This is a genomic window from Providencia sp. PROV252 (assembly GCF_033676005.1).
GTDB classification, from domain to species: domain Bacteria; phylum Pseudomonadota; class Gammaproteobacteria; order Enterobacterales; family Enterobacteriaceae; genus Providencia; species Providencia vermicola.
This window is the reverse complement of record NZ_CP096294.1, coordinates 62,914-77,050: the sequence shown is the minus strand read 5'-3', so window position 1 is coordinate 77,050 and position 14,137 is coordinate 62,914. Positions and strand designations below refer to the sequence as shown.

Genomic DNA, 14,137 nt, shown 5'->3' with positions numbered 1-14,137 from the left:
ACAAATCACGAGGAGCATACATAAGTATGTGACTCGTGTGAGTGAGTGAAGTCAACAAAGCTGCAACTTGAAGTATGACGAGTATAACAGAGGAGAACTCTGATGAATGCTACTGCTTACGAAAAGGTAGAGGATAACCCTCGCTTCAAAGAACTGGTTAGAAAACGTAGTCGCTTTTCATGGTTGTTATCAGTAATAACGCTTGTCCTATATGTTGGTTTTATTTTTCTTATCGCTTTTGACCCTAGCTGGTTAGGTACACCAATTGCGGAAGGTTCATATATCACTAGGGGGATCCCTGTGGGTGTTGGACTGATCGTCATTTCGTTTGTGTTAACTGGGCTATACGTTATCCGTGCTAATGGTGAATACGACCGTTTAACGACCGAAATTTTAAAAGAGGTAGAAAAATGAAATCTTTGCTCTCACTCATTCTCTTTTTTACCTCATCAATGGCATTTTCCGATGCATTGACAGGGGATGTTGAACGTCAGCCTGTCAATATTCAAGCTATTGTGATGTTCTTGTTGTTCGTCGGATTTACGTTATATATCACTTATTGGGCGTCGAAAAGAACGCGTTCTCGCTCTGATTACTATACAGCAGGTGGGAAAATTACAGGCTTCCAAAATGGGATGGCAATTGCTGGGGACTTTATGTCCGCCGCCTCCTTCTTAGGGATCTCTGCGCTGGTTTATACTTCTGGTTATGATGGGCTGATCTACTCAATTGGTTTCTTAATTGGCTGGCCGATCATTCTATTCTTAATTGCTGAGCGCTTACGTAATTTAGGTCGATACACTTTCGCAGACGTTGCATCCTATCGACTAAAACAAAGACCGATTCGAATTTTATCTGCAGTAGGCTCACTGGTCGTCGTCGCACTCTATCTCATTGCCCAAATGGTAGGTGCAGGTAAATTAATCGAATTATTATTCGGTCTAAATTACCATGTTGCTGTTGTGATTGTCGGTATCTTGATGGTGCTATATGTCCTGTTTGGTGGAATGTTAGCGACCACATGGGTGCAAATCATCAAAGCAATTTTATTATTAGCGGGTGCCACATTCATGGCAGTAATGGTCATGAAGCACGTCGGCTTTAACTTTAATACCTTATTTAAAGAAGCCGTTGCCGTTCATAAAAATGGCATTGCTATTATGAGCCCAGGAGGACTCGTTTCCGACCCAATATCTGCTTTATCACTCGGCTTAGCCTTGATGTTCGGTACGGCAGGTCTTCCTCATATTATTATGCGCTTCTTCACAGTTAGTGATGCAAAAGAAGCCCGTAAGAGCGTGTTCTATGCAACAGGATTTATCGGTTACTTCTACATATTAACCTTCATTATTGGTTTCGGTGCGATTGTCCTTGTCAGCTCAAACCCTGCATTTAAAGATGCAGCAGGCGCGCTGATTGGCGGTACCAATATGGCAGCAGTTCACCTTGCTGATGCCGTTGGTGGTAACTTCTTCCTTGGCTTTATTTCTGCAGTTGCTTTCGCCACTATCCTTGCGGTTGTTGCAGGTTTAACGCTTGCTGGTGCTTCAGCGGTATCTCATGACCTTTATGCGATGGCAATGAAGAATGGTAAAGCAGACGAAAAAGACGAATTACGCGTCTCAAAAATTACAGTCGTGATCTTAGGTTTTGTTGCAATTGGCCTAGGTATTTTGTTTGAAAAACAAAACATTGCCTTCATGGTTGGTTTGGCATTTTCCATTGCAGCCAGTTGTAACTTTCCGATTATTTTACTGTCCATGTACTGGCGCAAACTCACCACTCGCGGTGCACTAGCAGGCGGTTGGTTCGGGTTAATTACCGCGGTTGTCTTGATGATTTTAGGACCAACCATCTGGGTCAGTATCCTTCATCATGAAAAACCAATCTATCCTTATGAATACCCTGCTATTTTCTCCATGGCTGTTGCTTTCATTGCTTCATGGTTATTCTCTGTGACTGATAATTCAGAACAAGGAAAAATGGAAAGAGAACGCTTTAAAGAGCAGTTTATTCGCTCACAAATTGGTTTGGGTATCGAACAAGGTAAATCACACTAGCATCACCTAATTGCCACCCAAAACGGCTCAGAATATCGAGCCGTTTTTTTATTTAAGGCTTTAACCAGTTTAGTGGCTGTGTAAATACCATATCGTCTTTTCGCCGAAATTCAGACGGAAAGTGATTTTTAATAATATTCGCTCAAGAGCAGGTGAGATTTTACGAGACCTTTGTAAGTATAAAGGCGTTGAAATAATCGAAGGCCATCTGATGCCAGATCATGTTCATATGCTAGTCAGTATCCCCCTAAGCTAAGTGTTTCAAGCTTTATGGGGTATTTGAAGGGTAAAAGTTCATTGATGATCTTTGATAGACATGCGAATTTAAAATATCAATTTGGCAATAGGAAGTTTTGGTCAGAAGGCTACTATGTAAGTACGGTAGGGCTAAATGAAGCAACAATTCAGAAGTATATCAAAGAGCAAGAAAAGCCAGATTTAATCTCAGATAAACTGAGTACGAAAGAGCATATAGATCCCTCAAGGGTAAGACAAAGTAACAAAGACACACAACTAGAAGCGTCATTTAGACGCAGTCGGTAACAAGCCTTTATAGGCCTAGAGCAAACTACCCTCTATGTAGGTGGTTATAATTTTGTCCTTACCTCTTTAAGTTTATAGCCTGAATAAAATCCATAGTAAGTTCACCAAAGCAAAAAAAATCCTTCTTTCTACATAGAGAAGAGAAGGATATTGATAATATTTAAGGACTTATTTTTGTTTTCGTTATTCGTTGTTATCTTGCGTAGTGTTGTCTTTCTACATCCGCCCAATTTTCTACAAGTGAATAAAACTCAACCGAATTTGTTTTTCTCTCTTCTTGTAATTTTTTGAATTCTTGTTTATTTTTCGGCGTATAACGAGAAAGTAATTGGTCTAATACAACATGTTTATCTGCAAATAGGGAACCTAATTTTAGCATTTTAAACAATGCTACTGTGATAATTCCACTGATTGCTAACATACCCACAACGGACGCAAAACTATACTCAATTCCAAGGAAGCCTCTCGCAGCATTTAGCAGTAAAAAGGGTACAAAAAACATCACTAATAAAGAAAGAATCGTTGCACCATCTTGGCCATTGTTAAATTCTTTCTCTTTCTGATTATTCACAGAAAGGATTTGATCAAAAATTTTATGGTTAGCGCTTTTTGTTTTATTCATGTGATCCACCTTTGGTACAGAGGTTTTGTTTACAAGAAATACAACGCATAAGAAGGTATAACTTGCTTAGTCGGTCTATCTTTCGTATCAGAACGCGAGTTTCTTTCCTTTGAGAATTTCATTTATAAGCAAACTTCATCGATAACATGATAACTAGATACACCATTAACGACTTTGAATCAGTATAAATGCAAGTAAATGAAACATCAATTTAACAATTTTTATATAAAAAAATAAACAATTGCCTGTTTTTTTACTCAATATTCGCTCACAGAATAAGGTTTTATCATATGAGTAAAATTAATTAATATTCTTTTATTTATTGATTTTTATAGCTTTACCGTTTAAAAAATGGACATTTCTGCCCCATTAATTAAAACCATAAAAACCATAAAATTGATAAATATTATATAACGGGATCAGAACAAACAAGCCAGATAATTACGTTAAGTCATTATTATTTTTAATAGATCATAATTTATCTATTACTAATGAGATAAAAAGTAGCCGTAAATGAAAGCCACCTATCTTTTAACCTACCTACTCCATAAATAGATTTATCGCTATAGCGACTATCTATGCATAGACGCAATCAATTGAATGGTAAAAAGCAGAATAAAAGCGTGGGAACAATAAGCAATGTGATAACCCCTGTTAATTGCTAAGTGAACTACTGATTGGCTTATAACTAGCTGACGAGGGGCTTTGTCGCTTCATCTCCATACTTTACCAGCGTTGAAAAAGACAGAGCCAACAATAGGAATCCCCGCTAATCTTTATCAAATCCACTTACGCAGCACAGTATCATCAAAAACACGTTAATTGCTGAGTGGATTATTGATTAACTTATGGCTTTTGAGTCTCTTCCTCTTTCAACCATAAAAATAGCGGGCAGAGTGTAAACAAAGCGAAGCATACCGAACGGCTCAACCACCGTAAACAGCATCATTTTTATTTCCCCAAACGCAAAAAAGCCACCCATTGGGTGGCTTTCTCACTAATTTAATGTCTGGCAGTTCCCTACTCTCACATGGGGAGACCCCACACTACCATCGGCGCTACGGCGTTTCACTGCTGAGTTCGGCATGGGGTCAGGTGGGACCACCGCGCTATTGCCGCCAGACAAATTCAGTTCGTTCCCGTTCAGCGCTTTTCTTCGCTAAACCAGAACATCAATCTTGAACAAGCTGCTGTGTCCGTCACCTTTCGGCTTCTCACTCACATTCGAAAACTATCTCGTCTCTCTAAAACACCTTCGGTGTTGTCAGGTTAAGCCTCACGGTTCATTAGTATTGGTTAGCTCAACGTATCGCTACGCTTACACACCCAACCTATCAACGTCTTAGTCTTAAACGTTCCTTTAGGACCCTTAAAGAGTCAGGGAAGACTCATCTCAAGGCAAGTTTCCCGCTTAGATGCTTTCAGCGGTTATCTTTTCCGCACTTAGCTACCGGGCAATGCCATTGGCATGACAACCCGAACACCAGTGGTGCGTCCACTCCGGTCCTCTCGTACTAGGAGCAGCCCCTTTCAATCTTCCAACGCCCACGGCAGATAGGGACCGAACTGTCTCACGACGTTCTAAACCCAGCTCGCGTACCACTTTAAACGGCGAACAGCCGTACCCTTGGGACCTACTTCAGCCCCAGGATGTGATGAGCCGACATCGAGGTGCCAAACACCGCCGTCGATATGAACTCTTGGGCGGTATCAGCCTGTTATCCCCGGAGTACCTTTTATCCGTTGAGCGATGGCCCTTCCATTCAGAACCACCGGATCACTAAGACCTACTTTCGTACCTGCTCGAGCCGTCACTCTCGCAGTCAAGCTGGCTTATGCCTTTGCACTAACCGCATGATGTCCGACCATGCTTAGCCAACCTTCGTGCTCCTCCGTTACTCTTTGGGAGGAGACCGCCCCAGTCAAACTACCCACCAGACACTGTCCGCACCCCAGATAATGGGGCAACGTTAGAACATCAAACATTAAAGGGTGGTATTTCAAGGTTGGCTCCACGCAGACTGGCGTCCACGCTTCAAAGCCTCCCACCTATCCTACACATCAAGGCTCAATGTTCAGTGTCAAGCTATAGTAAAGGTTCACGGGGTCTTTCCGTCTTGCCGCGGGTACACTGCATCTTCACAGCGAGTTCAATTTCACTGAGTCTCGGGTGGAGACAGCCTGGCCATCATTACGCCATTCGTGCAGGTCGGAACTTACCCGACAAGGAATTTCGCTACCTTAGGACCGTTATAGTTACGGCCGCCGTTTACTGGGGCTTCGATCAAGAGCTTCTCCTTACGGATAACCCCATCAATTAACCTTCCAGCACCGGGCAGGCGTCACACCGTATACGTCCACTTTCGTGTTTGCACAGTGCTGTGTTTTTAATAAACAGTTGCAGCCAGCTGGTATCTGCGACTGGCTTCAGCTCCATGGGTAAACCACTTCACCTAATGCCAGCGTGCCTTCTCCCGAAGTTACGGCACCATTTTGCCTAGTTCCTTCACCCGAGTTCTCTCAAGCGCCTGAGTATTCTCTACCTGACCACCTGTGTCGGTTTGGGGTACGATTAATGATAATCTAGAGCTTAGAGGCTTTTCCTGGAAGCGGGGTATGAGCTACTTCGCCACCGTAGTGACTCGTCATCAGACCTCAGCATATAGTGAACCGGATTTGCCTAATTCACCTGCCTACATCCTTAAACCGGGACAACCGTCGCCCGGCCAGCCTAACCTTCTCCGTCCCCCATCGCAATTATCACCAGTACGGGAATATTAACCCGTTTCCCATCGACTACGCATTTCTGCCTCGCCTTAGGGGTCGACTCACCCTGCCCCGATTAACGTTGGACAGGAACCCTTGGTCTTCCGGCGTGCGGGTTTTTCACCCGCATTATCGTTACTTATGTCAGCATTCGCACTTCTGATACCTCCAGCATACCTCACAGTACACCTTCACAGGCTTACAGAACGCTCCCCTACCCAACAATATCTAAATATCGCTGCCGCAGCTTCGGTGCATAGTTTAGCCCCGTTACATCTTCCGCGCAGGCCGACTCGACCAGTGAGCTATTACGCTTTCTTTAAATGATGGCTGCTTCTAAGCCAACATCCTGGCTGTCTGAGCCTTCCCACTTCGTTTCCCACTTAACTATGACTTTGGGACCTTAGCTGGCGGTCTGGGTTGTTTCCCTCTTCACGACGAACGTTAGCACCCGCCGTGTGTCTCCCGTGATAACATTCTTCGGTATTCGTAGTTTGCATCGAGTTGGTAAGTCGGGATGACCCCCTAGTCGAAACAGTGCTCTACCCCCGAAGATGAGTTCACGAGGCGCTACCTAAATAGCTTTCGGGGAGAACCAGCTATCTCCCGGTTTGATTGGCCTTTCACCCCCAGCCACAAGTCATCCGCTAATTTTTCAACATTAGTCGGTTCGGTCCTCCAGTTAGTGTTACCCAACCTTCAACCTGCCCATGGCTAGATCACCGGGTTTCGGGTCTATACCCTGCAACTCATTCGCCCAGTTAAGACTCGGTTTCCCTACGGCTCCCCTATACGGTTAACCTTGCTACAGAATATAAGTCGCTGACCCATTATACAAAAGGTACGCAGTCACACCCCGAAGGGTGCTCCCACTGCTTGTACGTACACGGTTTCAGGTTCTATTTCACTCCCCTCGCCGGGGTTCTTTTCGCCTTTCCCTCACGGTACTGGTTCACTATCGGTCAATCAGGAGTATTTAGCCTTGGAGGATGGTCCCCCCATATTCAGACAGGATAACACGTGTCCCGCCCTACTCGTCGAGTTCACAACACTAACACCTTCGGATACGGGGCTATCACCCTTTACTGCCAGCCTTTCCAGACTGTTCTCCTGATGCTAATGCTGATTAAGACTCTGGGCTGCTCCCCGTTCGCTCGCCGCTACTAGGGGAATCTCGGTTGATTTCTTTTCCTCGAGGTACTGAGATGTTTCAGTTCCCTCGGTTCGCCTCGTTTGACTATGTATTCATCAAACGATAGTGCAACGAATTGCACTGGGTTTCCCCATTCGGATATCGTCGGTTATAACGGTTCATATCACCTTACCGACGCTTTTCGCAGATTAGCACGTCCTTCATCGCCTCTGATTGCCTAGGCATCCACCGTGTACGCTTAGTCGCTTAACCTCACAACCCGAAGGTGTCTTCTGATAACGAGTGACTGTGCTTCATGATTTCGGCGTTAGTCCGTGCGCGCCATGCTCACGTACCTTAAGTACGCTGCGCTTGCTGTGCGCGGGCTGCCTTGAACTCATTTCGCTCGTCGACTCGATAGGTCAAAATACACTATTCAAGTTGAGATTTTTGAGAGACTCTCACATTGTTTAAGCGATAAACAATGTGTGTTGTTTTCAATTTTCAGCTTGTTCCAGATTGTTAAAGAGCATAATTGTTAAACCAACTATCTACATAATTGGCTTAATCATTATTGGGGACATCGTCTTTCACTCGATATCGGCGCAATTGGCGTCCCCTAGGGGATTCGAACCCCTGTTACCGCCGTGAAAGGGCGGTGTCCTAGGCCTCTAGACGAAGGGGACACGAAAATCACAAAAACTTTTTGCGCTTTTCATGTAAGCCCTATTCTTGCGAATAAGTCTCCCACGTATAGCCTATTGCTCTACTTTCTATCAGACAATCTGTGTGAGCACTTCACAAAAACACTTCAATGGTAAGGAGGTGATCCAACCGCAGGTTCCCCTACGGTTACCTTGTTACGACTTCACCCCAGTCATGAATCACAAAGTGGTAAGCGCCCTCCCGAAGGTTAAGCTACCTACTTCTTTTGCAACCCACTCCCATGGTGTGACGGGCGGTGTGTACAAGGCCCGGGAACGTATTCACCGTAGCATTCTGATCTACGATTACTAGCGATTCCGACTTCATGGAGTCGAGTTGCAGACTCCAATCCGGACTACGACGTACTTTATGAGTTCCGCTTGCTCTCGCGAGGTCGCTTCTCTTTGTATACGCCATTGTAGCACGTGTGTAGCCCTACTCGTAAGGGCCATGATGACTTGACGTCATCCCCACCTTCCTCCGGTTTATCACCGGCAGTCTCCTTTGAGTTCCCGACCGAATCGCTGGCAACAAAGGATAAGGGTTGCGCTCGTTGCGGGACTTAACCCAACATTTCACAACACGAGCTGACGACAGCCATGCAGCACCTGTCTCAGAGTTCCCGAAGGCACCAAAGCATCTCTGCTAAGTTCTCTGGATGTCAAGAGTAGGTAAGGTTCTTCGCGTTGCATCGAATTAAACCACATGCTCCACCGCTTGTGCGGGCCCCCGTCAATTCATTTGAGTTTTAACCTTGCGGCCGTACTCCCCAGGCGGTCGATTTAACGCGTTAGCTCCGAAAGCCACTCCTCAAGGGAACAACCTTCAAATCGACATCGTTTACAGCGTGGACTACCAGGGTATCTAATCCTGTTTGCTCCCCACGCTTTCGCACCTGAGCGTCAGTCTTTGTCCAGGGGGCCGCCTTCGCCACCGGTATTCCTCCACATCTCTACGCATTTCACCGCTACACATGGAATTCTACCCCCCTCTACAAGACTCTAGCTGACCAGTCTTAGATGCCATTCCCAGGTTAAGCCCGGGGATTTCACATCTAACTTAATCAACCGCCTGCGTGCGCTTTACGCCCAGTAATTCCGATTAACGCTTGCACCCTCCGTATTACCGCGGCTGCTGGCACGGAGTTAGCCGGTGCTTCTTCTGTCGGTAACGTCAATCGTTGATGATATTAGCATCAACGCCTTCCTCCCGACTGAAAGTACTTTACAACCCTAGGGCCTTCTTCATACACGCGGCATGGCTGCATCAGGCTTGCGCCCATTGTGCAATATTCCCCACTGCTGCCTCCCGTAGGAGTCTGGGCCGTGTCTCAGTCCCAGTGTGGCTGATCATCCTCTCAGACCAGCTAGGGATCGTCGCCTAGGTGAGCCATTACCTCACCTACTAGCTAATCCCATATGGGTTCATCCAATAGCGCAAGGACCGAAGTTCCCCTGCTTTGCTCCTTAGAGATTATGCGGTATTAGCTACCGTTTCCAGTAGTTATCCCCCTCTATCGGGCAGATCCCCATACATTACTCACCCGTCCGCCGCTCGTCAGCGAGAAGCAAGCTTCTCCTGTTACCGCTCGACTTGCATGTGTTAGGCCTGCCGCCAGCGTTCAATCTGAGCCATGATCAAACTCTTCAATTAAAAAGCTTGATGCTCAAAGAATGTTTACTGTCGTATGTCTTCTTACGAAAACATATTACCTATTAGTTCATATATATGAATTAACGTGTTAGTCACTCTTCAAGACTTAAAATCAAATATTTTTTTGATAGTGTCCTGTGAGTGCCCACACAGATTGTCTGATAAATTGTTAAAGAGCGTTGCAGCATTTCGTCGTGAAGTTTGACCTTCTGGTTCGTTGCTGCGAGGAGGCGTATAATACGTTTTCCTCCGTGAGAGTCAAGCAATTTTTTGCTTTTTCTTTTCAGAATCTCTCGCTGCCGTTTCAGTGTTCACCGCGCTTTGCGTTGTCTTGTTCCCGGTCAGTGGATGCGCATTATAGGGAGTCAGAAAAATCTGGCAACCCCTTTTTTGCATTTTTTTTTCGTTCGCGTTTTTTTTAGCCAAAAAAGAAGTTATAAGCTAAATTGCACCCGATGATTGACTATTTCAGCAGCAATTTGTCCTTTACTCACGTAATATAGATATCCAAGAAATAAGATTTGAGATGAATTATGGAATTAAGTAAGCAACAAACGGCTTCGCAAAAAAATCGTTCTTATATTATTGCAGAAAATCTGGGCCAACAGATTTTAACAAGTGCCTATTTGCCTGATTCCATTTTACCAAGTGAATTAGAGTTATCAGAAAAGTACCAAGCCAGCCGAACTGCAATAAGAGAAGCCATCAAAATATTAGCTGCTAAAGGCATGGTATTAGCACGTCCTAAAATAGGAACTCGTGTTATGCCCTCATCAAATTGGAATTTTTTGGATCAAGATTTATTAACTTGGTGGGCAAATAGCGAAGAACAATCCGTTGTGATTAAACATTTCAAAATTGTTCGTCTCGCAATTGAACCCCAAGCTTGTTATCTTGCAGCTATACATGCAACACCCGAACAGAAGCAATCTTTACAGCTTTTAGCGAATGAAATGTTGTTACTCGCAAAAGAGTTCGATAGAGAACGTTGGGTAAAAGTGGATTACTATTTTCATTTAACAATTTATAAAGCCTGTGCAAACCCTTTTCTAATCTCTTTTGCTAATTTATTTCGTTCTATTTATCAACGTTATTTTGATGTCATTACTGACAATGAAGTTATCGAAGTTGATATCCACCAGCAATTAGCGAATGCCATTATCCAAGGTCAAAGTACCAAAGCTCTCGATTTTTGCTATAAGCTATTAACAGTGAACGAAAAATAACCTAACAAGGTAACTTATCCCAGCGGGCTTTAACTTTTTAGATAGGTACTCGATGTTCAAAACAGCCAAAAATATGTCTGGCCTTCCATGGATTGCGGCAATGGCCTTTTTCATGCAGGCGCTTGATGCCACTATTTTGAATACGGCTTTACCTGATATTGCGAAAAGCCTTCATCATTCACCCCTTGCAATGCAATCTGCCGTTGTTAGCTATACATTGACGGTTGCATTGCTAATTCCTATTAGTGGATGGTTTGCTGATCGGTTTGGTACTCGCCGTATCTTTATTTTAGCCGTTTCATTATTTTCTTTTGGTTCTTTACTTTGCGCCCTTTCCCCATCATTGAATTTTTTAGTGACTTCCCGAGTTATTCAAGGAATTGGTGGTGCAATGATGATGCCCGTTGCTCGATTAGCATTAATAAGGGCGTATCCACGTAGTGAGTTATTACCGATATTAAACTTTGTGACCATCCCAGGATTAGTCGGACCAATATTAGGTCCACTGTTAGGTGGTATATTGGTTACTTATGCCACATGGCATTGGATATTCATTATTAATATTCCTATTGGTGTTTTAGGTATTTTTTATGCTCTAAAACACATGCCTGATTTTAAAATGCCAAAACGAAAATTTGATACGCTCGGATTTTTATTATTTGGTTTTGGTTTAGTCATGCTTTCCGTTAGCTTGGATTTATTTGGCGATAAAGCGCTACCTGCATCTATTCCTGCAGCGATTACTGTTGGCGGTTTTCTTTTCTTATTGTTGTATGTTTTCCATGCAAGACGTATTAAGCATGCAATCATCCCATTAAATTTATTTAAAACTCGAACATTTTCGATTGGTATCAGTGGTAATATTGCTACACGTCTAGGTACAGGCAGTATTCCATTTTTAATGCCATTAATGCTACAAGTTGGATTTGGTTATGAAGCGGTTGTCGCTGGAATGATGATGGCACCATTGGCTATTGGCTCAATAACAGCAAAATCAGGGGTCACAAAAATCCTCACTAAATATGGATACCGTAATACGTTATTTGTGATCACTGTAATTATTGGGTTAATGATTGCCCAGTTCTCATTGCAATCCCCGAGTATGTCTATTTATTTATTAGTTGTGCCATTATTCATATTAGGAATGGTCATGTCAGTTCAGTTTACTGCGATGAATACCATTTGCTTAGCGGATTTAACAGACAATAATGCAAGCGCAGGAAATAGTATGTTAGCCGTCACCCAACAACTATCCATTAGTTTTGGCATTGCCGTGAGTGCCGCGATATTGAATTTCTATGATGGCCAACCTAATAGTAATACCGTGGATAATTTCCACTATACCTTTATTACTATTGGTGTGGTTACACTGGTTTCCGCTTTTGTCTTCTTATTATTAAGTAAAACCGATGGTGATAACTTAATTAAAGGAAAAACCAAAAAAGCTAAGAATTCACCTTCTTAACAGACTGGCGCTCGATAAGCTCAGGGGTGAGTACTAACACACTGGTCTCTGCCTCTGGGTTATCCATTCGATAAATCAGTTGATTAACCGCTTGTTGCCCTAACTCATCTTTTGGTTGATGAATGGTTGTTAATGGTGGGATCATATAAGAAGAAAGATCGATATCATCATAACCGACAATCGAAATATCATCAGGCACTTTCATCCCCTTTTGGAATATTGCCTGATAAGCCCCAACTGCCATGGCATCATTACCCGCGAAAATAGCTTGAGGTGGGATAGGTAATTCAAGTAGTGCATTCATTGACTCAAAACCACCAGCGAATTCAAAATCACTGAAAATCAGATAATCTTCATCAATTTCAATGCCGGCGTCATTCATAGCTTGAATAAAACCTTGGTGACGGGCTCTTGCTGGTGATTTATCTTGCGGCCCTGCAATGCAAGCAATACGAGTGAACCCTGCATTAATTAAGTAGCGAGTAGCCATTTCGCCCCCTAAAAATGAGTTATCTTGGATAACATCACCGCCAGATTCAAATGGCGACCAGTCCATCATTACCGTCGGTACCGCAGGATAACGAGCCAGTACCTCTTTTGATGGCCCTTGAACTTCAGTACACATGATCAATAACCCATCAACCCGCTTTTGTAATAGGGTCTCTAAACTATGATTCATCCGTTGAAGGTCACCTTCTGTGTTGCACAAAATCAAGCTATAACCACGCTCGTAGCAACTCCGTTCTACACCTCGCACCACTTCCGCATAAAATGGGTTGTTACTGGTTGTTAGCAACATTCCAATTGTATTCGTGCGATTCATTTTTAAGCTTCTCGCCAATGCCGAAGGGGCGTAATTTAGCTCTTCAATTGCATTTTTAACGCGCAGAGTAATACTCTCACTAACGTAGCGATTTTGATTGATAACGTGAGAGACGGTGGATGTCGACACCCCCGCAAGGCGAGCCACATCTTTCATTGTTGCCACAAGTTAATCCTATTGAGCTAAAAATTGGTCAATTTCTTTGCGCCATGGAACTGAAGGCTGAGCACCTGGGCGCGTTACTGCTATCGCCGCCGCCGCATGGGCAAAAATAATAGCATCTTCATCAGCCTTACCTTCTAGTAAAGCGGTAACGTATGCCCCATTGAATGTATCACCTGCCGCAATAGTATCCACTGCTTTTACGCGAAACCCCGCAATTATTTTACCTTGTACGCCTTTTTCACTATACCAAACCCCGCGAGCCCCCAAAGTAATCATCACTTTACTGATCCCTTTTTGGTGTAATACTTCTGCCGCTGCTTGGGCACCTTGGTCATCATTAACGGCAATCCCCGTTAAATGTTCCGCTTCCGTTTCATTCGGGGTGATAATATCCACCAGCGTTAGTAATGAGTCTGGTAATGATTGCGCTGGAGCTGGGTTTAAAATGACTTGAGTATTGTTTTTCTTTGCAATTTCAGCAGCCATCTGAACAGTTTCAATCGGTGATTCAAGCTGCATTAAGACGGCATCTGCCTCAATAATTTTTTGCTGATATTGCGCAAGTCTCTGCGTTGTTAGTTGCGCATTGGCACCCGCATTGATACCAATGATGTTTTCCCCTTGTTGATTGACATAAATCAGAGCAACACCTGTCGTTTCCTCTTTAATCGCATCAATGCATTCCGTTTTAATATTATCGAGATGAAGCTGTTTTTTTATACTTGCACCGATATCGTCATCACCCACACAGGCTATAAAGGTTATGTCAGCACCACTACGACCAGCAGCTACAGCTTGGTTTGCACCTTTTCCACCAAAGGCAACTTGGTAACTGTCGCCACGAACAGTTTCACCTGGCTGTGGGAATTGCTTAACATTCAAAATATGATCAGCATTAATACTACCTAGAACTACCAGTTTTGCTGTACCCATAACATTTATATCCTTTTTATTGTGACTTTATAACCACAAAACCA

7 protein-coding genes, 1 tRNA gene, 3 rRNA genes and 1 pseudogene are annotated in these 14,137 nt (G+C 43.6%); 5 read left to right on the top strand and 7 right to left on the bottom strand.

Annotated features, from left to right (window positions below; all coding sequences use genetic code 11):
• Window positions 1-102: 102 nt before the first annotated feature.
• From M1F05_RS00310 to tnpA, 3 genes and pseudogenes are all read left to right on the top strand, one after another.
• Window positions 103-414, top strand: coding sequence for a DUF485 domain-containing protein (locus M1F05_RS00310; RefSeq protein ID WP_206085219.1), 312 nt, complete (start codon window positions 103-105; stop codon window positions 412-414).
• Window positions 411-2,060 (top strand): cation/acetate symporter ActP, encoded by a 1,650-nt coding sequence (gene actP, locus M1F05_RS00305; RefSeq protein WP_206085220.1) that lies wholly within the window; start codon window positions 411-413, stop codon window positions 2,058-2,060. The genes M1F05_RS00310 and actP overlap by 4 nt, the downstream gene beginning before the upstream one ends.
• Before the next feature lie 76 nt (window positions 2,061-2,136).
• Window positions 2,137-2,603, top strand: a pseudogene (gene tnpA, locus M1F05_RS00300) (IS200/IS605 family transposase).
• Between the two features lie 193 nt (window positions 2,604-2,796).
• Here tnpA and M1F05_RS00295 read toward each other — a convergent pair.
• The 5 genes from M1F05_RS00295 to M1F05_RS00275 all read right to left on the bottom strand — a co-directional run bounded on the left by M1F05_RS00295 (window position 2,797) and on the right by M1F05_RS00275 (window position 9,481).
• Window positions 2,797-3,225, bottom strand: coding sequence for a hypothetical protein (locus tag M1F05_RS00295; RefSeq protein WP_206085221.1), 429 nt, complete (start codon window positions 3,223-3,225; stop codon window positions 2,797-2,799).
• A 1,007-nt stretch (window positions 3,226-4,232) separates the two neighbouring features.
• A 5S ribosomal RNA gene (rrf, locus tag M1F05_RS00290) occupies window positions 4,233-4,348 on the bottom strand.
• 142 nt (window positions 4,349-4,490) lie between these two features.
• Window positions 4,491-7,396, bottom strand: a 23S ribosomal RNA gene (locus tag M1F05_RS00285).
• A gap of 337 nt (window positions 7,397-7,733) precedes the next feature.
• Window positions 7,734-7,809 (bottom strand) — tRNA-Glu (locus M1F05_RS00280).
• Between the two features lie 132 nt (window positions 7,810-7,941).
• Window positions 7,942-9,481, bottom strand: a 16S ribosomal RNA gene (locus tag M1F05_RS00275).
• The 16S, 23S and 5S rRNA genes sit together here with 1 tRNA gene alongside, the layout of an rRNA operon.
• A 533-nt stretch (window positions 9,482-10,014) precedes the next feature.
• On the opposite strand from M1F05_RS00275, the gene M1F05_RS00270 reads away from it, so the two are divergent.
• Together M1F05_RS00270 and mdtD are read left to right on the top strand one after the other, a co-directional pair.
• On the top strand, window positions 10,015-10,707 hold the full coding sequence (locus M1F05_RS00270) for a FadR/GntR family transcriptional regulator (protein WP_206085482.1): 693 nt from the start codon (window positions 10,015-10,017) through the stop codon (window positions 10,705-10,707).
• A gap of 52 nt (window positions 10,708-10,759) precedes the next feature.
• Window positions 10,760-12,172 carry a multidrug transporter subunit MdtD gene (gene mdtD / locus M1F05_RS00265; protein WP_206085483.1) on the top strand — a complete coding sequence of 471 codons (1,413 nt, stop codon included), beginning with the start codon at window positions 10,760-10,762 and terminating at the stop codon, window positions 12,170-12,172.
• Here the strand turns inward: mdtD and rbsR are convergent.
• Window positions 12,153-13,160 (bottom strand): ribose operon transcriptional repressor RbsR, encoded by a 1,008-nt coding sequence (gene rbsR, locus M1F05_RS00260; RefSeq protein ID WP_412990641.1) that lies wholly within the window; start codon window positions 13,158-13,160, stop codon window positions 12,153-12,155. The two genes, mdtD and rbsR, sit on opposite strands and share 20 nt — an antisense overlap.
• Window positions 13,161-13,169: 9 nt before the next feature.
• The gene (gene rbsK / locus M1F05_RS00255) at window positions 13,170-14,093 is read right to left on the bottom strand and encodes a ribokinase (protein WP_206085484.1); all 924 of its coding nucleotides are present in this window, start codon (window positions 14,091-14,093) and stop codon (window positions 13,170-13,172) included.
• Window positions 14,094-14,137 lie beyond the last annotated feature (44 nt).